At 44.3% G+C, this 21,924-nt stretch carries 15 protein-coding genes; 13 read left to right on the forward strand and 2 right to left on the reverse strand.

The window, feature by feature from the left end; all coding sequences use genetic code 11:
- Positions 1-283 precede the first annotated feature (283 nt).
- The 12 genes from tatA (at position 284) to KHZ77_RS09310 (ending at position 15,907) form a co-directional block, all read left to right on the forward strand.
- Positions 284-520, forward strand: a complete 237-nt coding sequence (gene tatA / locus KHZ77_RS09255; RefSeq protein WP_295198227.1) for a twin-arginine translocase TatA/TatE family subunit — start codon at positions 284-286, stop codon at positions 518-520.
- Positions 521-570: 50 nt separating this feature from the next.
- Complete coding sequence (locus KHZ77_RS09260; RefSeq protein WP_295198229.1) at positions 571-864, forward strand: heavy-metal-associated domain-containing protein; 294 nt, start codon at positions 571-573, stop codon at positions 862-864.
- A gap of 107 nt (positions 865-971) precedes the next feature.
- Positions 972-1,415 (forward strand): cupin domain-containing protein, encoded by a 444-nt coding sequence (locus tag KHZ77_RS09265; protein WP_295198231.1) that lies wholly within the window; start codon positions 972-974, stop codon positions 1,413-1,415.
- A 223-nt stretch (positions 1,416-1,638) separates the two neighbouring features.
- The gene (gene typA / locus KHZ77_RS09270; protein ID WP_295198233.1) at positions 1,639-3,450 is read left to right on the forward strand and encodes a translational GTPase TypA; all 1,812 of its coding nucleotides are present in this window, start codon (positions 1,639-1,641) and stop codon (positions 3,448-3,450) included.
- Position 3,451: 1 nt separating this feature from the next.
- On the forward strand, positions 3,452-4,225 hold the full coding sequence (locus tag KHZ77_RS09275) for a SprT family zinc-dependent metalloprotease (protein ID WP_295198236.1): 774 nt from the start codon (positions 3,452-3,454) through the stop codon (positions 4,223-4,225).
- Between the two features lie 150 nt (positions 4,226-4,375).
- Positions 4,376-7,792, forward strand: coding sequence for a DNA polymerase III subunit alpha (locus tag KHZ77_RS09280; protein WP_295198239.1), 3,417 nt, complete (start codon positions 4,376-4,378; stop codon positions 7,790-7,792).
- A 125-nt stretch (positions 7,793-7,917) separates the two neighbouring features.
- On the forward strand, positions 7,918-9,675 hold the full coding sequence (gene pyk / locus KHZ77_RS09285; RefSeq protein ID WP_295198241.1) for a pyruvate kinase: 1,758 nt from the start codon (positions 7,918-7,920) through the stop codon (positions 9,673-9,675).
- A 144-nt stretch (positions 9,676-9,819) separates the two neighbouring features.
- Positions 9,820-10,515 carry a Bax inhibitor-1/YccA family protein gene (locus KHZ77_RS09290; protein WP_295198242.1) on the forward strand — a complete coding sequence of 232 codons (696 nt, stop codon included), beginning with the start codon at positions 9,820-9,822 and terminating at the stop codon, positions 10,513-10,515.
- A gap of 330 nt (positions 10,516-10,845) precedes the next feature.
- Positions 10,846-11,751 (forward strand): LysR family transcriptional regulator, encoded by a 906-nt coding sequence (locus tag KHZ77_RS09295; RefSeq protein ID WP_295198245.1) that lies wholly within the window; start codon positions 10,846-10,848, stop codon positions 11,749-11,751.
- 418 nt (positions 11,752-12,169) lie between these two features.
- Complete coding sequence (locus KHZ77_RS09300; protein ID WP_295198248.1) at positions 12,170-13,594, forward strand: aldolase/citrate lyase family protein; 1,425 nt, start codon at positions 12,170-12,172, stop codon at positions 13,592-13,594.
- Complete coding sequence (gene citF / locus KHZ77_RS09305) at positions 13,584-15,146, forward strand: citrate lyase subunit alpha (protein WP_295198251.1); 1,563 nt, start codon at positions 13,584-13,586, stop codon at positions 15,144-15,146. Before KHZ77_RS09300 ends, citF begins: the two co-directional genes overlap by 11 nt.
- 161 nt (positions 15,147-15,307) lie before the next feature.
- The gene (locus tag KHZ77_RS09310; protein WP_295198254.1) at positions 15,308-15,907 is read left to right on the forward strand and encodes a class I SAM-dependent methyltransferase; all 600 of its coding nucleotides are present in this window, start codon (positions 15,308-15,310) and stop codon (positions 15,905-15,907) included.
- A gap of 251 nt (positions 15,908-16,158) precedes the next feature.
- Here the strand turns inward: KHZ77_RS09310 and KHZ77_RS09315 are convergent, their stop codons facing one another.
- Both KHZ77_RS09315 and KHZ77_RS09320 read right to left on the reverse strand, forming a co-directional pair.
- Positions 16,159-16,572: a DUF1202 family protein gene (locus KHZ77_RS09315; RefSeq protein WP_295198257.1), complete on the reverse strand. Its 414-nt coding sequence runs from the start codon at positions 16,570-16,572 to the stop codon at positions 16,159-16,161.
- A gap of 3 nt (positions 16,573-16,575) precedes the next feature.
- Positions 16,576-17,502, reverse strand: coding sequence for a LysR family transcriptional regulator (locus KHZ77_RS09320; protein ID WP_295198260.1), 927 nt, complete (start codon positions 17,500-17,502; stop codon positions 16,576-16,578).
- A gap of 859 nt (positions 17,503-18,361) precedes the next feature.
- On the opposite strand from KHZ77_RS09320, the gene nifJ reads away from it, so the two are divergent.
- A complete protein-coding gene (gene nifJ, locus KHZ77_RS09325) occupies positions 18,362-21,895 on the forward strand; it encodes a pyruvate:ferredoxin (flavodoxin) oxidoreductase (protein ID WP_295198263.1) in 3,534 nt (1,177 codons plus the stop codon).
- The last annotated feature ends 29 nt before the right edge of the window (positions 21,896-21,924 follow it).

Below are 21,924 nucleotides of genomic sequence, written 5' to 3' on the forward strand. Positions count from 1 at the left end.
TTTTAATTTATTTATCTGATTCGTATCAACGAAATCAATTGTAAAAAATGGGGGTATCTTGAAAAATCAGGACACCTGCAAAGGCGCTTCAACGGGCGTACAGTAACATGGAAATTTTACTCATACCCCCTATAGGATACACCTATACCCCCTTTGAGTTATACAAATATTTGGATTGATTATTCGCTATTGTAACTCTATAGCCAGCGCCCGTACCTTGTGGTACACTAAGGATGTTGAAGGACGTCGGCCGAGAGGAACAGAGCTGAACGAGGTGACGCATATGTTCAATTTCGGAACACAGGAATTAATTTTAGTTTTAGTTATTGCATTAGTTGTTTTCGGTCCTGGCAAATTACCTGAAGTAGGTAAAGCCATCGGCAAAGGAATCAACGAATTTAAAGATGCCGTAAGTGGTGATAAGAAAAAAACGACTGAAAAGGTATCTGACGTGGCAAAAACAGAAGTAATTGATGTAGAAGCCGGCGAAGTAAACGAAAAGAAACATAAAGCTGAGTAAAGAGATTCCCCGTGAGCGGGGCTTTTGAAACCATTTGAGGAGGTTTTAGTATGTGTAAAGATTGTGGATGCGGCAGCACTGAACATGCACATAGTCAAGTTTTCAATGTTCCTGGTATGATGTGCAGCAACTGTGAAAATACAGTAAAAACAGCTGTTCTTGGTTTACCTGGTGTTATGTCCGTAGATGTAAACTTGGAATCCAAAGACGTAACTGTTTCCTATGATGCAAACAAAGTGAATGCTAACGCTATTTCCGATGCAATTGATGCAACCGGGTTTGATGTTGCTTCCGTTTCTGAAGCTACACACACACATGGTGCTACTGTAGGCTCAGTAAAATAATAAAAATTAAGAGACCCGTTGCATAGCAACGGTTTTTTTTGTATAGTCATAGTGTAAAGATATTTTGGCAGTTAAGTAAATGTACTAAGAACTTTGGGAGTGATCGGATGATTAAGAAATTTGACGACAAGAATTATACTTGGGATGGGGTGGATACGCTGGTGTATAAACAGGACGGCAGCCCTTTTAAAGACGTAACGCGTCAAGTTCTCTTTGACGGTGCCTTCGATATTCCCTGCCAGTTCCGTTATTTTGAAGTAAAGCCGGGCGGATATTCCACGATTGAGCATCATGAACATACACATATGGTTATGATCTTCCGCGGCAAAGGACAATGTTTGCTTGGGGAAACGGTAACCGATGTGAAGGCCGGCGATTTTGTGGAAATTCCAAGCAACACCATGCATCAGTTCCGCGCTAACCAAGGGGACTATTTAGGATTTTTATGCTTAGTTAATACAGACCGGGACAAGGTTAAAATCCCTACAGCGGACGAAATGGAAGCCATGAAACAGAACCCGGTAGTGAAAGAATTTTTGGAAAGTTGTTAGAAAAAATCAAAAATATACGGTTCCGGTGGTCAATTTTTTACACAGGGCTGTAAATAAGGTATTTTCCACGTGTGCAGTGATTGAAAAAAGTAATTATACGGTAGACTATTGAATGTTATTGTGCTATAATTTACTATTGTCTTTGAGAATAAAGATAGTATTAAAACTATGTTTTTAGAGTATTCATAAATTTGTATAAATAGTAGCTATGTGGGAGGCTTACATGATTCGCGAAAATATTCGTAATGTAGCAATTATTGCACACGTTGACCATGGTAAAACAACTTTGGTGGACGCCTTATTAAAGCAGAGCCATATTTTCAGAGCAAATGAAAAAGTGGCGGAACGCGTTATGGACTCCAATGACTTGGAACGTGAACGCGGGATTACAATTCTTTCCAAAAACACGGCGGTTATGCACAACGACGTAAAAATCAATATCGTTGACACCCCGGGCCATGCTGACTTCGGCGGCGAAGTAGAACGTGTTCTTAATATGGTTGACGGCGTACTTCTTTTAGTAGACGCTTTTGAAGGTCCTATGCCTCAGACTAAATACGTTCTTCGCAAAGCTTTGGAACAGAAATTGAAGCCAATCGTAGTTATTAACAAGATTGACCGTCCTGACCAACGCGTACATGAAGTTGAAGATGAAGTTCTTGAATTGTTCATGGAACTTGATGCAGATGACGATCAGTTAGACTTCCCGGTTGTATACGCGTCCGCTCGTGACGGCATTGCTAAAGCATCCATGGATGACGAAGGCAAAGACATGCAGCCATTATTCGAAGCTCTTTTACGTGAAATTCCTGCACCACAGGGCGACATTGAAGGTCCGCTTCAATTCATGGTAACTACACTTGACTATGATGATTATGTAGGTAAAATTGCCGTAGGTCGTGTAGTGCGCGGTCGTTTGAAAAACGGTCAGCAAGTTGTAATCATGAACGGTGAAAGCACTCGTAAAGCTAAAATCGGTCGTGTATACACTTACAACGGTTTGAACCGTGTAGAAACTGATGAAGTGGCTATGGGCGACATCGCTGCATTCGTAGGTATTGAAGATATCAATATCGGCGAAACTGTAGCTGACGTGGAAAACCCTGAAGCATTACCTTCCATCACAATTGACGAACCAACATTATCCATGATGTTCTCCGTTAACAACTCCCCATTCGCAGGTCGCGAAGGCGAATTCGTAACAAGCCGTCATTTACGTGACCGTTTGTTCAAAGAAGTACAGACTAACGTGTCCATGAAAGTGGAAGAAACTGATTCTCCGGATTCCTTCAAAGTATCCGGCCGTGGCGAATTGCACTTGGCTGTATTGATCGAAACTATGCGCCGTGAAGGTTATGAATTACAAGTTGGTAAACCACGCGTAATTTACAAACGCATCAACGATCAGCTCTGCGAACCATTAGAATATTTAACAATTGACGTACCGCAAGAGTTCATGGGTACCGTTATGGAAAACCTTGGCGCTCGTAAAGCGGAACTTATCAATATGACTGAATTAGCCGGCTACTTACGTATGGAATTCATCATTCCTGCCCGCGGCTTAATCGGGTTCCGTGCACAGTTCTTAACCAGCACTAAAGGTAACGGTATTATGAACCATGTGTTCCACGGTTACGCTCCATTCAAAGGTGAAGTACCTGGCCGTACACGCGGCGCGCTCGTAGCCTTTGAAGATGGTGAAACTACACCATACGGTTTGAACTCTGTTCAGGACCGCGGTACTTTATTCATCGGACCTAACGAACCTGTATACACAGGCCGCATCATCGGTGAAAACGCCCGCGATACTGATATGGACGTAAACCCATGTAAGAAAAAACATGTTACCAACATGCGTTCCAGCTCCTCCGATGAAGCTGTTCGCTTGGTACCACCTCGTATTTTCAGCTTAGAACAAGCTTTAGAATGGATCAACGATGACGAATTGGTTGAAGTAACGCCAAAGAGCATTCGTATGCGTAAAGCAATCCTTGACCGTGCTGCACGTGCTAAAGCGGCTAAGAACAGTAAATAATATGAATAGTTCACGAATTGGTAAAACAACTCGTGGCAACATAACGCAAGAGTTCACACTCTTTTTCGATGAAAAACAAGTGCCCTATAAGGTAACCTGGAAATCGGTTAAGAATTTGAATCTTCGCATCAATTCTGAAGGCACCGTTTCCGTATCGGTGCCTTTTAGAACATCTGTGGAAACAGTGAACGATTTTGTGCGTTCCCATGTGGATTTTATACGAAAAGCACTTTTGCGTAATAAGCCTCGGGAGAAGCAGCGGCAGATGCAATATGTATCCGGTGAAAAGTTGCGACTTCTGGGCCACGTTGTCACGTTAAAAGTAATGGCCTTGTCGAACGGTCAGGTTCCCTATGTAAGTTGGGATGAACATGCACCGCAATATTTGTACATGTATGCCAAAGATTCCATGGATACTGCGGCGCGCGGGAAGTTGTTGGTGCGCTTCCTTGAGCAGTATATGCATGATTTGGTACTCACCATAGGCGGCCATGTGTATGAACGATATATCGCGGCGGGCTATGATATTCCGCGGCCCACTTTCCGCGTGGCCAAGGCGAAAACCCGCTGGGGCTCCTGCTCGCCGGCGACAGGACGCATCATGATTAACAAACAGCTCCTGGGAGCACCACGGCGCTTTCTGGAATATGTGATGATTCATGAGTTCGCTCATTTGATTCATCCGAACCACTCCGCACAGTTTTGGGCCGTAGTGGCTCAGTTCATGCCGAACTGGAAAGACATTCGCCATGAACTGAATCATTATTTCCGATAAACGTGCGAACAAACAATTAAATAAAGCGAACGAACATATGATATAATAATTATATGTTGAGTACTGATGAAGAAGAGGACTGACATTGCGTCAGTCCTTTTTATGTCCGGATTATGTATGTACGATTATAGTTTTTACTGGAGGCATATGATGAAACCGTTTGTTCATTTACATGGGCATACTGAATATAGTTTACAAGACGGCATCAGCCGTCTGGATCAAATGGTGGCGCGCGCCAAGGAGCTAAACATGCCGGCCTTGGCGATTACGGATCACGGTAATATGTGCGGTGCCATAAAATTTTATAAAGAAGCTGTTGATGCGGGCATTAAACCGATTATCGGCTGCGAAGTGTATGTTACCGAAGGAAGCCGCTTTACGAAGGAAATGCAGAACGGCAAGAATGAACGATTGAAGCATTTAATCTTGTTGGCGGAAACTATGGAAGGGTATCAGAATCTGACGAAGATAGTGTCTCGCGGCTTTACGGAAGGCTTCTATCGCCGTCCTCGCGTTGATCACGATTTATTAGGCCAATACAGTAAGGGAATTATTGCGCTCAGCGCCTGTATTCAAGGGGAAATTCCGCAACATGTACTACAGGATGACTTGGATGGAGCACGCAAGGCCTTAGAGCGATACATTCAGATTTACGGAAAAGATAACTTCTTCCTGGAAATCCAGAACCATGGTCTCCCTGCGGAAGCGAAGGCGCAGGATGCGCTCATTCAGTTGTCCAAAGAGTATGGTGTAGGCCTGGTAGCATCCAATGACTTCCATTATGTATTGCAGGAAGACGCGGAAGCGCAGGATATTAAAGTTTGTATTGCTACGGGTGCCAAGGTGGCGGATACAGACCGTTTAAAGTTCCCAAATGACCAGTTCTACATGAAGAGCGGCGATGAAATGGACGCCTTGTTCGGTCATATTCCGGGCGCCATGGAAAATACGCTGGCCATTGCGGAGCGCTGCAATGTAGTGTTCAACTTTAATGAACATCACTTGCCTCATTTCGATGTACCGGAAGGAGAAACGGCATCGTCCTATTTGCGCCATTTGTGCGAACGGGAGATTCCCCGTTTATATGGAACCGAACCGCGTCCCGATGTGATGGAGAGACTGGACTATGAATTATCCGTCATTGCCCAGATGGGCTTCGACGATTACTTCCTCATCGTATGGGACTATGTACGCTATGCCCGCGAACACGACATCCTCGTCGGTCCGGGCCGTGGCAGTGCGGCCGGTTCCGTCGTTGCCTACTTGCTGGGCATTACCGGTTTGGATCCCCTCAAGTACGATTTGCTTTTCGAACGCTTCCTGAACCCGGAACGTATCAGCATGCCTGATATTGATATCGACTTCTGCTACGTAAAACGTGACCTGGCTATCGATTATGTAACCCGTAAATACGGTCAGGACCGGGTGGCGCAGATTATTACGTTCGGTACAGAAGCGGCGCGAGCCGTTATTCGCGACGTAGGCCGCGTTATGGATTTGCCGCTTCAAGATGTAAATAAGTATGCCAAGATGATTCCCAATGAGCTGAAAATCAAATTAAAAGATGCTCTAAAGGGAAAAGAACTGAAGCATTTATATGATACAGACCCTCAAGTTAAACAGCTGTTTGACTACGGCCAAAAATTGGAAGGCATTGCTCGTAATGCGTCCACCCATGCGGCGGGCGTCGTAATTTCGGCGGATCCGATTGAAGAACATGTGCCGCTCCAAAATGGTGGCGACAGCGGCTTTGTTACCCAATACGATAAAGATAATATTGAAGAATTGGGCCTCTTAAAGATGGACTTCTTGGGTTTGCGCACCCTTACCGTTATGGATGATGCGCTGAAACTCATCAAGGAAAATCACGGCATTGATATTGATCTGGATAAAATTCCTCTCGATGACAAGGCTGCCTGTGATATTCTGTCGAAAGGTGATACGGCCGGCGTGTTCCAGCTGGAGTCCGAAGGGATTACCAAACTGGTTATGGATTTGCGGCCGGAGCATTTTGAAGACCTCATTCCGTTAGTGGCGCTATACCGTCCTGGTCCTCTGGGCAGCGGCATGGTGGAAGATTTCATTAAACGCCGCCACGGTGAAATGGAGATTACATACCTTCATCCTTTATTGCAACCGATTCTGAAAGATACGTTCGGCGTTATTCTGTATCAGGAACAGGTTATGCAGATTGCGTCCGCCATGGGCGGTTTCTCCTTGGGCCAAGCGGATTTGATGCGCCGTGCTATGGGGAAAAAGAAGGAAGAAGTTTTGAAGGCGCAACGTCAGTCCTTCGTGGAAGGGGCGCGCAAGAATAATATTGAAGAAAGCATTGCCAATGAAGTATTCGATCTGTTGGTATACTTTGCGGGCTACGGCTTTAATAAATCGCACAGTGCGGCGTACGCTTACATTGCGTATCAGACGGCGTACTTGAAGGCGCATTATTATCCTGAATTCATGGCGGCCACCATGACAAGCTTTATGACCAATGTGGACAAGCTGACGTACTATATTAATGACTGCAAGAAGCACAATGTAAAGGTGCTGGGTCCTGACATTAACTATGGGGAACAGAACTTTGCCGTGCAGGACGGAGCGATTCGTTTCGGTTTGGGCGGCGTAAAGAGCGCCGGCGACAATGCTATTGAAAAGCTCCTCATTGAGCGTCATGTAAACGGACTTTACACGTCGATTGTGGATTTTTGTAAGCGCGTTGAGTCCAAAGTGGTGAATAAACGCCTCTTGGAAAGTTTGATTCGCTGTGGTGCTATGGACAGTTTTAAGGAAAATCGCAATCAGCTTCTTCAAGTGTATGAACAGGCGCAGCAAATCGGTCAGAAGTATCAAAAGGATCAGGCCTTGGGCACAATGAGCCTTTTCGGCGATGATGTGGAAGATGAGTCGCAAACCTTACATATTCCTGATGTGGAAGATTTGCCGACTGAGGAAAAGTTGCGTGACGAAAAAGAATATACGGGCTTTTATATTACGGGACACCCCCTTGAAGCTTACGAAGATGAGCTGAGTACGCTCTTTGAATTGGGCCGACTGCACGACAATCCGGAACAATATGATAAGCAGAAGGTGACTATGGGCGGTTTAATCGTGGACAAGACGGATAAAATTACGCGCCGTAATGATATAATGTCAATTATTCGCCTGGAAGATTTTTCCGGGTCTGCCAATATTGTAGTGTTCCCACAGGCATATCAGCGCAGTCAGGCATGGCTCGCCGTGGATATGGCGGTGCGCGTAACGGGCCGTATTGATGCGGATGAAAAGGGTGTGCAGATTATTGCGGACCAGATCGGGCCGCTCAAGCGTGCCTATGACCAGGCAAAAGGTATTATCATACATATTCGCCCCGGTTATGATACGGCGGAAGCCAGTGCGAAGTTGAAAGAACTCCTCATTCCGGCGGAAGGTAATGTGCCGGTTGTGTTCTATTTGCACCGCCAAAAGAAGCGGATGGGCGTGGCTAAGGCATACTATTTCACTCCAGGAACAAAAATTTGCAATGAAATTGAAAAGATTTTAGGTCCTGATAGTGTGGAAATCGTGTAGGCCATTATTGTATAATGACTAGTATAAAGGGATAGATATACATAAAGTGTATTGTTTGCTTTAGATTATTTTATGAGGGATACATAAAATACAGCGCAATTATTGCTTTAAGAGAGGAATCTATTATGAAACGAACTAAAATTGTATGTACCATTGGTCCAAGCACTGATGCACCGGGTGTGTTGGAAAATATGCTGAAAGCCGGCATGAACGTAGCACGTTTTAACTTTTCACACGGCAGTTATGATGAACACACTAAACGTATGAACGCAGTGCGTGAAGCTTCAAAGAACACCGGCATTCCGGTAGCCTTAATGCTCGATACAAAAGGTCCTGAAATTCGCCTTGGCCTATTTAAGAACGGCAAAGTAATGCTTGAAGCAGGCAAACAATTTATTCTTACTATGCGCGATGTGGAAGGGGACGAAACAATTTCCTCCGTTAACCACAAAGGCCTTGTAGATGACGTAAAAGTAGGTTGCCAAATACTTTTATCTGACGGTCTTGTAACATTGACTGTTGATAAAATTGAAGGCACTGAAATTTATACAACGATTCAGAACAGCGGTCCTATGAGCGACCGTAAACGTGTAGCTGTTCCGGGCGTTCCGCTCAGCTTGCCTCCTGTATCCGAAAACGATAAGGAAGACTTGCGTTTCGGCTGCCGCATGGGCGTTGACTATGTAGCGGCTTCCTTCATGCAGCGCGGTACTGACGTAGTTGCTATTCGCCGCATTTTAGAAGAAGAAGGCACAGATATTAAGATCATTTCCAAAATCGAAAATGAAGAAGGTCTTAACAATCTTGACGATATTTTACGCATGTCCGACGGCCTTATGGTTGCTCGTGGCGACTTGGGCGTAGAAATTCCTGCGGAAGAAGTACCTGTACTTCAAAAAATGATGATCAGCAAATGTAATAAAGCAAGCAAACCGGTTATTACAGCTACTCAGATGTTGGAATCCATGACACAGAACCCACGTCCTACACGTGCAGAAGCATCCGACGTGGCCAATGCGATTTTAGACGGCACTGATGCAGTTATGTTGTCCGGCGAAACAGCAGGCGGTAAATATCCGGTAGAAGCCGTACAAACTATGGCGCGCATTGCGGAAGTAACAGAATGTTCCGCCTTGTATTGCAACATTGATCATCACGTAGACATCGTTGAAGGTGATGATGTACAAACTACAGACGCTATCAGTGAGGCTACTGTAACAGTGGCTAAGAGCCTCGGTGCGGCAGCTGTTATTACTTGTACTGAAAGTGGTAAAACGGCTATGAGCATTGCTCGCAACAGACCGACTGCACCAATCATTGCTGTAACTCCTCATGAAGAAACAATTCGCCGCGTGCAATTGTTCTGGGGCGTACAGGCCGTTAAGAGTGCACCATATGCCAATTCCGACGAAATGGTACACAGTGCTATCTCCTGCTCTTTGGCAGAAGGCAAAATTGAGTCCGGCGACTTAGTTGTTATTACTGCCGGCGTACCTTCCGGCGCATCCGGTACTACCAACATGGTTCGTGTACATGTAGTAGGCAAAGCGGTATTGAAAGGTAACGGCGTAGGCAAAGGGTCCGCTACAGGCCGTGTATGCTTCGCTTATGATGCGGCAAAAGCTAAGGCAAACTTCCGTGACGGCGACATTTTAGTCGTTCGTTCCTTAGAACCTGAAATTATGCCTCTGGCAAAAACAGCAGGCGGCATAATTGCAGTAGAGGACGGTTTCACATCCGCTACTGCTATTGCAGGTATTAATTATGGTATTCCTGTTGTATTAGGTGTAACAGATCCTGAAACAAAACTTAAAAACGGTGACGTAGTAACTGTTGACGGTTCCCGCGGCAAAGTATTTGAAGGCATTGCCAACGCCCGTTAATTAACACATAACTGTCACTTAAGCCTGCTCGCTCAGGTTATAAAAGCTAAATAGGGCACTTACTCGGTTCCGCCTGTATAATTGCAGGCGGAATTTCCCGTGACCGGGGATACCACATTGACAAACGTAACCAAGGAGGTCTTTATGAATTATTCAACACCGGTGAATGTCGATCAATCCGTAGTATCGCAAATCGTCAACCGAAAACTGCGCAACTCCATGCTTTGGATGGGTTGGGGCGTGTTGACCACATTTCTTGTGCTCTTAGGCGCATTACTCAATAGTGATTGGCTGCAGATGGCGGTTAATAACTACAAAGTTATTCTTTTTATTGAAATTGGCGTTGTATTTCTTTTTTCAGCCCGTCAAACGTCGGCGAGCCTGACCGGCCTGAAGACGATGTTCTTCGTGTACTCCATTTTGAATGGTCTCACATTGGCCGTGCTCAGCCTGGTGTACGGAACGGATGCATTCTTCTATGCCTTTATGGGCACTTTGGGCTTCTTCGCAGCGTTCGCTGTTATCGGAGCCACTACGAAGCGCGACTTATCAAGCTGGACGAACTATCTGTTTGCCGCAGTAATAGGGCTTATCATCGTAAGTCTGTTGAGCGCATTCTTCTTTGACGGCCGCGGCAATTTACTCATCGGGTTTTTAGGCGTAATTATCTTTGCCATCTTTACCGCTGTTGATGTAAATCGCATCAAAGGAATTTTAACTGAAGTTGTTATGGAAGATGAAAGTGTGTTGGAACGCATTGAGCTAATTGGCGCATTAATGCTGTATTTAGACTTTATCAATTTGTTCCTTTCCTTACTTCGCTTCTTCCGACGCGACTGAAATTCATAGAAATAAGAGCAAAAGACCGGATATAAAATCCGGTCTTTTTTGTGTGAAAAGGGCTTGTTTTAAGGTCTAAATTCGTTAAATCGAAGTAACATAACAAATCAAGTCATAATTGCCTGAATTTGCCAAAATTGGTAAACTATATATAAGAACATGAATAGGGACTTTTCGAAGTCCCTATTTTTCACAAACAAATGCACCATTTATAAACAGTTTGTGAAATAATAGGTTAGGTTTGCATGAGGTATTTTAGGGGATGGTTAATTTATTGTTAGGGAAAAGGTGATAAGGGCGTGAAATATTCATAAAGGAGATGTGGTTGACATGGATGAACGAGATTGGCAAACGTTTGTTACCGTAGTTGGGGAAGGCAACATTACCAAGGCGGCAGATAAGCTTTTTTTGTCGCAACCGGCGTTGAGTTATCGCCTGCGCCAGATGGAAATGACTATGGGTTATCCCCTGTTAATTCGCACCAATGAAGGTATTGTGCTTACACCGCAGGGCGAATTATATTATACGTACTGCCAGCATATGCTCACCGAGTTGGAGCAGCTGAAGCAGACTATGGGAGAAATGAATGGGGAAATTCAGGGGACTTTAACCTTGGCATCATCCATAAACTTTGCTGATTATCAGTTGCCAAAACTATTAAAAATTTTTTCCAAGCGGTACCCGAAGATTCATATTAAAGTTAAGACCGGCTATAGTGCTCAGGTAAAAAAAATGTTTAATGCCGGCGAAGTAATGGTTGCCATTGCACGCGGCGAAGGGGTTTTGAGCGATGATGCGAAGCCTCTATTTGAAGAACCATATTGTTTAGTGTATAAAGAAAAAGTAGATGTAACAGACTTAGTCAATATTCCATTAATTCAATATCGTACTGATCCTTCCATTGCCATGATTATTACAAATTGGTGCTATGAGAATTTGCCGCCTGATTATACGGCCACGATGGAGCTGGACTCCATGATGACCTGTCGGCAGTTCGTGCGTGAAGGATTGGGCTGGGCGATTTTGCCGTATTTAGGACTGGGCAGTTTCATGGGGGACGATTTGTATATGGAACCGCTGCGCCATAAAGATGGGGCTCCTATTGTGCGCAACACGTATCTTTACTACAGCGAAATCAGCACGAAACTGATTGCAGTTAAGACCTTTATTGACTTCTTGGAAGAATATTACAAAGAATATAAAGTGATGAACTTAAGTAACGTTACTAAGGCGTAAGCCTAAGGGGACTGACGGTTCTTCTCGTGAAAATATATGAACGAAGAATACAATGAAAGCTGTGTGCTGTACCGAGATGGGCACATGCAGTGCAACGAAGCTGACCGCAAGGCAGGCCAACCGATGAATTCCGGTTGGTGCGCCGGCGGTCAGTTTTTTTATAGGCCCTATAATTCCTTTTTATTATGAATCAAGAAGGGGACGGCGTATAATAATCTTGTAAAGAGATTGGCTGTTATTGTATATTAAAAATATAGATATATCGAAATGTGAACCATAATAAAGGTACTATAATAGAGCAGCAATCATAGAATTACTATAATCAAGCTACAATAATAGGCTTACAATCATAAAGATACAATAATAAATTCACAATAATAAAGGTACAATAATAAAGTTTCTAATTTAAGGAGGGCCTATGAAACAAATATTGAAACAAGCTGTGGCAGGTTTTGATGAAAAACAGGATGTACTCGTTACTGTAGAACCTGTCGCATCAGGCATTGAAGTGGAACTCACTTCGAAAGTGTATGCCCAATATGGGAAACATATGGAAGAACTTATTCGTCGTACTGTTGCTGATGCCGGCTATGATGGAGTTAAAGTAATTGCACAGGACCAGGCCGCATGGGACTATACTATAAAAGCTCGTGTATTGGCTGCATTGGAACGGGCTGCACGTAATGATGAAAACGAAAATACCGGTGTTGCTGATGCGGCACAAAGTACGGCTGTAGTGAGTGCGGCGAATGCAAATACAGCGGCCGGTGTTATTAATAGTGACAACGAATTAACGGCGAAAGCGAAAGAACGTCTCTCCCGCAGCATGATGTTCGTGCCGGGCAATACGCCGAAGATGCTGAACAGCGCCGATATTTATGGTGCAGACAGCCTCATGTTCGACATTGAAGACTCCATTTACATCAATGAAAAAGACTCGGCCCGTCTCTTAGTGGCGGAAATGTTGAAACACATGAAATTCCGTTCTGAAACAGTGGTACGTATTAACCATCCTACACAGACGCCGTACGGCTTAGATGATTTGGACGTGATTGTTCCGGCAAAGCCAAATCTTATTCGTTTGCCAAAGACAGAAGACGTGAGCGAAGTAGAACTGGTGGCGCGTAAGATTGAAGCGGTGGAAAAAGAACAGGGCTGGCCTGCAGGGACGATTAATATTATCGTTGCCATCGAATCCGTAAAAGGCCTTTACAATGTACGTGAAATTTGCCATGCACCGCGTGTGGTAGGTATAGCATTAGGGGCTGAAGATTATCGTGCCGATCTGCGCACAGGAAAATCGAAACCGGCCGTAGAACTTACCTTGGCCCGTCAGACGATTCTGTTGGCCGCTCGTGAAGCCGGTATTCGTTGTATCGATACGGTATTCTCCGATGTGAAAGATACGGAAGGCTTCTTGGAAGAAGTGCAATACATTAAGGCCTTGGGTTTTGACGGTAAATCCTGTATCCATCCGAGTCAAATCGGTCTCGTACATTCTGTATTTACGCCGAGTGCAGCCGATATTGAATACTCCGTACGCGTGCTGAATGCGTATGATGATTCCATTAAGCATAATAAAGGCGTATTGGCCGTAGACGGTAAAATGATTGACCGCCCTATCGTAATCCGCGCGGAACGCACGGTGGATAAGGCGCGCGCCGCAGGCATCAGAGTGGTGTTGCAGCGTGATGAAGTAAAAACGGCACAGTCTGGCGTTGAAGAGTCCCAAAATGAAGCGAAAGATAAACAGACTGACGTTGAAGGCACACAATCTGAAGGCAAAGATAAACAGAACGAAGTTAAGGGCGCTATGGAAGGAGGTAATGGCCATGCTGAATAAAGTACAACGTGACATACCAATGGAATTGCCGGCTTTGAAAGACTATAAAGTATTTGAAGGGGCTTTTGAAACGACGCCGACTGAATTGGGCGCGTCTCATCGTAAAGGCCGAACCTTGACAGCCTATCCTTCCGGCGGTGCAGATAAAGTCGTGGCCTCCATCGATGAAGCCATTGAAAAGACGGGCTTGAAAGACGGTATGACAATTTCCTTCCATCATCATTTTAGAAATGGCGACTATGTAATGAAGCTTGTTATGGAACGCATTAAGGCTAAACAGATTAAAGACCTTACCATTGCGGCCAGTTCCTTAAGTCCTTGCCAGGATTTTCTCATTGACTATATTGAAGACGGTACCGTAACAGCCCTTGAAACATCCGGCGTGCGCGATAAATTAGGCCGTTATTTGACCATGCATCCGAAAGCTTTGAAACGACCTTTGGTGATTCGTTCTCACGGTGGCCGGGCGCGGGCCATTGAATGCGGCGAAGTGCACATTGACGTGGCCTTTATGGGCGCGCCTACATGCGATCGCCGCGGTAATTTTACCGGCCGTGAAGGCAAGTCCGCCTGCGGCTCCCTTGGCTACGCCATCGTGGATGCACATTATGCAGATAAGACCGTAGCCATTACGGATAACTTGGTAGATTATGTGTATAATCCGTCTGTTCCACAAACTGATGTAGACTATGTAGTGGTAGTCGATGAAATTGGCGATGCAGAGGGGATTGCGTCCGGAGCAATCGGTTTTGCCCGCAGTCCGGTGCAGCAAAAGATTGCAGCCTTGGCGGGTCAGTTCCTCAATGAAGCAGGCATTATTAAGGAAGGCTTCTCCTTCCAGCTTGGCGCCGGCGGAGCTTCGCTGACTGTGGCAAAGTATATTGGCGAAGCCTTAGAGGCTAATCAGATTACGGCGGGCTTCGGCATTGGCGGCGCAACCGGTATTTTAACCGGTCTTCTGGAAAAAGGACTGATTAAAGCCATTTACGATACACAGTCTTTTGATACAGTAGCGGCCGGATCCTTGGCACATAATCAAGGGCATGTGGAAATTTCCGCCTCCATGTACGCCAACCCTTGGACCGATAATATGACGAACTACTTGGATGTGGTGTTCTTAGGGGCCACGGAAATTGATCTGGACTACAATGTAAACTGTATGACGGATTCGAACGGTATTTTGATGGGTGCGTCCGGCGGTCATAGCGATACGGCGGCCGGGGCCAAGTGCACCGTTATTACCTGTCCGCTCATTCGCGGGCGTTTGCCAATGGTAGTCGATCATGTGCAGACAGTTATTACACCGGGCGAATCGGTGGATGTGCTCGTTACAGAACGAGGCATCGCTATTAATCCGGCCCGTCCGGACTTAATTGAACGGTTCAAAGACTCTACATTGCCAATCTATACCATTGAAGAACTACAGCAAATGGCCTATGATTTGGTAGGCAAACCTGAAACGGTGAAAGTCAGCGAAGACCCTGAAGACGTGGTGGCTATCGTTGAATACCGTGACGGGACAGTGATTGATGTAGTTAGAAAACCATTATAAGCGACGAAAAGGTTTGTGCTAACCAAGCGGGTGACGGTATAAATTGACGACGATAGGTGATTCATAAAATAAAGACAGACCCATACGAAGGTATGCGGTCTGTCTTTTGCGTTTCTTACCGTGTATAATAAGATGAGTTAAGTTTTTTAAAGGAGTATACAATGGACGAACAAGAATGGGAACGGTTGCTGGGGATTAAGACGGCCGGCCGCGATGACAGCCAGTCGGACAGTGAACACCATCCCTATGAGCCAACGGATTACTGCGTCTTACAACGCGTGGCACAGGCCGGATATATTGGCAAGCGGAATCTGCTGCTCGATTATGGCAGCGGCAAGGGGCGTGTAAGCTTTTTCCTCGCCTATGAGACGCGCTGTCAGGCTATCGGAATTGAATATGATCAGCGCCTGTGGGAAAAGGCGCTGGAGAATAAAGAAAGTGCCACATCGGGCGGCCGTGTTTCCTTTGTGCTCGGTGATGCGGAAACCTATGAAGTGCCGGATAAGGCGGACCGGTGTTTCTTCTTCAATCCATTTTCCTTACACACATTAAAACGCGTGCTGGCACAAATATTTGACTCTTTGTATCGCAGCCCTCGCGATATGCAGCTGTTTTTCTATTACCCCAATGAAGAAACAGAAGCGCTCTTATTGAATCATGTCAACTTGGATGTGGACGCTGTGGTGGATTGCAGAGATTTATTCCCGGAAGAAGACGGGCGGGAGAAAGTACTGGTTCTTACACCTCGATATTATGCGTAAATAATGAGCGAAACCATGAGGGGGAAATATTGAAAGACCGCATTGAGTAAATGAAGTAACTGTTGAAGCAAATGAAGTAAATGTTGAAGTAAATGAAGTAACTATTGAAGCAAATATTGAGCTTTCAAGCTAAAACAAAAAGGAACAGCCTTGGCTGTTCCTTTTTTATTCTAATACGTTGTTTGTGTTTAAACGTCTAGTAGTTAATTTCGTATATGATTTCTATGTTTACTTTTATCTCGCCCGGTCTGCTACTCTCCATCATTCTGGAAAATGGATTCCCCTTTTTGCAGCGGACTCGGTACATTTTGCGGATTCGGATCGAAGTCGGTCATCTTCGCGTCCGGATTGAGCACCTTGGTGGCCGGTACGGTCAGTTCAGGATGAAGCCACTCCAATTGCATAATGCGCCACTGAAGGGCATTGTTTTGCTTCTGCAATGTCCAAACCTGTTTCTCCAAGACCTTAATACGAGCGGTGTGGTCGTTGATAATATGCTCCAGGTTTGAGATGCGATAGCCGAAGCTGTCGGAGTCACTCATATTATATTGTCCGTACACGCGGGTGGCCAACTCGTCGATTTGTGCCTGTTGGTACGCAATGTAGCCGATGAGGGATAGAAAAAGTAAAACTGCTGATACTTTATAAACGGTAGGCCGTTTCATAGATTATTTTCCTTCTGTAGACGCTCCTGTTGGAAGAGGAAGTTTTGCTGTTACAAAATCGAGCCATAAGCGGGAAGCGTGGGAGAGGTAGTGACCTTTCTTCCAGATTACATACAAGGTGTGTGTAATTTCCGGTTTAACAAGAGGACGTACTACCACATTGGTACCCACCTTAGTGTTTTCACCTTTGCTTGGGCAGAGACGGCTTGGCAATAAGGCTACGGCCAAGTGAGCCCCTACTGTTTGCAACATAAGGTCGCGCTGGCTTGTTTCGAATACGATGTGAGGTTGGAAGCCTGCATGTTTACAGGATTTTACAACTTCATCATGAAGATTGAAGTCATCCTTGTGGAGTACGAAGGATTCTTCAGACAACATTTCCAAAGAAATTTCTTTTTCTTTGGCCAACGGATTGTCGCGAGGCAAGATTACACAAAGAGGATCGCTTGTTAAATAGAAGGATTCAAACTCTTTAGGATTTGGTTTAGTACAGATGATGCCGATATCGATGAGGCCTTCCTGTACGCTCAATTCGATTTTCTTGGAACCATGTTCATATAATTCCAATTCGATTTGCGGATAGGCGCGTTTGAATTCGCCCAATAATTGCGCGAAAATCGGAGCGTCTGTAATTGGAGGCAAACCGATAAGGATAGAGCCCTGTTCCAAACGGAATTCGTTTTCGAAATCTACTTTTAAGTGTTCGAACATGAACACGACGCGTTTTGCATGAGTCAGGAAGATAGTACCGCCGTCAGTTATTTCTACTGATTTGGCATTACGCATAAAGAGGACCACGCCAAGCTCATCTTCCAAGGCCTTGATAGTACGGCTAATCGCAGATTGGGAGATATGCAAGTTACGTGCTGCCTTACTAAAACTCTTTTGATCGGCTACTTCAACGAAGTATTTTAAATGATGAAAGTCCATGGTACACCTCAATTATAATGTGAAAATTCGAAATGGCTTGAATCGTATCTTGAAGGCGTGTGCCGTTCGTCGACTCGAGCGCTCACAGTAATAGGATACATAACTAATACTCTATATGACAGTCAGATGATTGCGTCAAATAATATCTATTATAAGAACTCTTTTATCATAACATGTTACGCTGCATCTATCTATCGTATTTTTATACAGTATGTATAAAATGCCCATACTGCACAGGGGGAAACTGAACTGTTATTTTACTCAACTTCTTTTCGTCGTAACAGGGTCATTCTCATTTTAAAAATGATTTGTAACATAAGAATGATTTAACACAACTAATAAGAATGCAATTAAATCGATACATCTAAATGTATGAGTAAAAGTAAAGGACCTATGAAAAAAAGTCAATTGATAATCTCATAATTAGCAAATCAGATGCTCGCCTTCTTGTTGCTATCTCAATACTATAATTGTATAATAACTGTATGAGGCTATATCGATTTGTTATTTTAGGAATGAAATAAGTCCTCCTCTTGTAATTGAGTATTAATAGTATTATATTATTACATTTTTGCAAGATAGGCAATGCTTTTACGAAAAATACGACATTTAATGCATTAAATTTTAACATTATGTGTTGCTTAGTCAGTAAAGAAATGCCTTAAAGAGGCGATTGGCCATGTGTTTATTATAATATATTGCATTTTAGGCAATCCTATAGTGTATTCATAATACTATAGGATTGTTGATGCGCAATTCAAATTATATGATACGCTAGGTGCGGGGGAATTTGTTCCTGAGATAATAAGGGTAAGCAAGTGTACAAACTCATTTTTAATGCTTAAGGAGGCTTTTTAACATGAGTAAAATGAAAACTATGGACGGCAACCAGGCGGCAGCTCACGTAGCATACGGTTTTACCGAAGTAGCTGCAATCTATCCAATTACGCCATCTTCTCCAATGCCAGAACACATTGATGAATGGTCTGCTACTGGTCGCAAAAACATCTTCGGACATCAAGTACAAGTTGTAGAAATGCAATCCGAAGCTGGCGCAGCCGGTGCTGTACACGGTTCTTTACAGGCAGGTGCCTTAACTACCACTTTCACATCTTCTCAAGGCTTACTTTTAATGTTACCTAACCTTTACAAAGTAGCCGGTGAATTACTTCCAGGTGTATTCCATGTAGCTGCTCGTGCGTTAGCAACTCATGCTCTTTCCATCTTCGGTGACCACCAGGACGTAATGGCAGCTCGTGCTGCAGGTTGTGCTATGCTTTCCGAAGCATCTGTTCAAGAAGTTATGGACCTTTCCGCTGTTGCACATTTAACTGCAATCAAGACTCGTGTACCTTTCATTAACTTCTTCGACGGTTTCAGAACTTCCCATGAAATTCAAAAAATCGAAGTTCTTGACTATGAAGACTTAAAACCATTAGTAGATATGGAAGCTGTTAAAGCATTCCGTCAACGTGCCTTGAACCCAGATTCCCCTGTAACTCGCGGTACTGCTGAAAACCCTGATATTTACTTCCAGCATCGTGAAGCTGCCAACCCATTCTACTTGGAAGTTCCAAATGTAGTAGAACATTACATGGCAGAAATCAACAAAATTACAGGTCGCGACTATCAGTTGTTCAACTATGTAGGTGCTCCTGACGCTACTGACGTTGTTGTAGCTATGGGTTCCAGCTGCCAGGTAGTTGAAGAAACTGTAAACTACTTAGTTGCTCAAGGCCGTAAAGTTGGTATGATCAAAGTTCACTTGTTCCGCCCATTCGCTACTGAACGTTTCGTAGCTGCTCTTCCTAAGACTGTAGAACGCGTTGCAGTATTAGACCGCACTAAAGAACCAGGCGCATTGGCTGAACCTTTATTCTTAGACGTTCAGGCTGCTTTAGTACAGAACGACGTTAACGCAAAAGTATTTGCAGGTCGTTATGGCTTAAGCTCCAAAGACGTTATTCCTTCCGACATCGTTGCTGTATTTGACAACATGGTTGCAGCTCAACCTAAACGTCAATTCACTTTAGGTGTAGAAGACGACGTAACTAACCTTTCCTTAAACCGCGCTGAAGGCGTTGACATTAAGGACGAAGGCTTAACAGGCTGTAAATTCTGGGGCTTCGGTTCCGACGGTACTGTTGGTGCCAACAAATCCGCTATCAAAATCATCGGTGACTACACTGACATGTATGCTCAAGCATACTTCGATTACGACTCCAAAAAATCCGGTGGCGTAACTATGTCTCACTTACGTTTCGGTAAGACTCCAATCAACAAACCTTACCTCGTAACTGAACCTGAATTCATCGCATGTCATCGTCAATCCTATGTACATGAATACGATTTACTCCGCGGTATCAAAAAAGGCGGCACTTTCTTATTGAACTGTACTTGGGGTCCTGAAGAATTAGACGAAAAATTACCAGCTAAACTTCGTCGTACAATTGCTGAAAAAGAATTAAACTTCTACATCATTAACGCTGCTAAGATCGCTCAAGAAATCGGCTTAGGCGGACGTATTAACATGATTTGTCAGGCTGCTTTCTTCAAATTGACAAACATCATCCCTGTAGATAAAGCTATTGAATACTTAAAAGATTCCGTAGAAAAAACTTACGGCCGTAAAGGTCAAAACGTTGTTGACATGAACAACGCTGCTATCGACCGCGGTGTAGACGCTTTAGTTAAAATCGACGTTCCAGCTGCTTGGAAAGACGCTGTTGACACTAAAGCCGCTGCTGTTAAACCTGGTTGCGAATCTTGCCCAAGCTATGTAGCAAACATCAGTAACCCTGTAAATGCTCAAGCAGGCTATGATTTACCTGTAAGTACTTTCGCTACTTATGAAGATGGTACTTTACCAAACGGTACAGCTGCATACGAAAAACGTGGTGCTGCATTATTCGTTCCACACTGGATCAAAGAAAACTGTATCCAATGTAACCAATGTGCGTTCGTATGTCCACACGCTACTATTCGTCCAGTACTTGCTACTGAAGAAGAAGTTAAAAACGGTCCTGCAAACTTCGAAGCTATCCCAGCATTGGGCAGCAAAGACGGTTTACAATTCCGCATTGCTGTATCTCCACTTGATTGCTTAGGTTGCTCCAACTGCGTAAATATTTGTCCATCCCCTAAAGGAAAAGCAATTGAAATGCGTCCAATCGATGGCGAAATGGAATTTGCTGAAACTTGGGATTATGCAATTAAATTACCTAAAAAAGCTAACCCAATGAAGAAAGATACTGTAAAAGGTAGCCAGTTCGAAACTCCATTGCTCGAATTCTCCGGCGCTTGCGCAGGTTGTGGCGAAACTCCTTACGCTCGCTTGATCACTCAATTGTTCGGCGACCGCATGGTTATTGCTAATGCTACCGGTTGTTCCTCTATCTGGGGCGCTTCCATGCCAGCATCCCCTTACACTAAGAACCAAGAAGGTCATGGTCCAGCATGGGGCAACTCCTTGTTCGAAGATGCTGCTGAATATGGCTATGGTATGTTAATCGGTGCTAAGAAAGTTCGCACTGAATTAGCTGAAACTGCTGCTAAAGTTGCTGAAACTGCAGCTCCTAGCTTGAAAGAAGCTATCAACACTTGGTTAGAAGCTAAAGATCAGGGCGAAGGCTCTCGTGAACGCGTAGCAGCTCTTGTTGCTGAACTTGAAAAAGCTGACAAAACTCCTGAAATCCAGGAAATGATCGACAAGAAACAATATCTTGTTAAACGTTCCCAATGGATCTTCGGTGGTGACGGCTGGTCCTACGATATCGGTTTCGGCGGTCTTGACCATGTATTAGCTTCCGGCGAAGACATCAACGTATTCGTATTCGATACTGAAGTTTACTCCAATACTGGCGGTCAATCCTCCAAATCCACTCATACAGCTGCTGTAGCTCAATTCGCTGCCAGCGGTAAACGTACTAAGAAGAAAGACCTTGGTATGATGGCTATGTCCTATGGCTATGTATATGTAGCTCAGGTATCCATGGGTGCTGATAAGAACCAGTTGATGAAAGCTATCACAGAAGCTGAAGCATATCCAGGACCATCCTTAATTATCGCTTACGCTCCATGTATCAACCATGGTATCAAAGGCGGTATGGGTAATGCTCAGGAAGAACAACGCCGTGCCGTTGCTTCCGGTTACTGGGATTTATACCGTTTCAACCCAGCATTAAAAGCTGCAGGTAAAAACCCATTCAGCTTGGATTCCAAAGAACCAACTGAAAACTTCCGTGACTTCTTGATGAACGAAGTTCGTTATGCTTCCTTAAGAAAATCCAACCCAGAAATGGCAGAAGAATTATTCGCTAAGACTGAAGCTGACGCTAAGGAACGTCGTCTATCCTACGTTCGTTTACAAAAAGGCTTTGAAGAAAATTTATAATAATAGACTAGCGTAGCTGGTGTATTAAC

The organism is Veillonella sp. (genome assembly GCF_018364065.1).
Classification (GTDB): domain Bacteria; phylum Bacillota; class Negativicutes; order Veillonellales; family Veillonellaceae; genus Veillonella_A.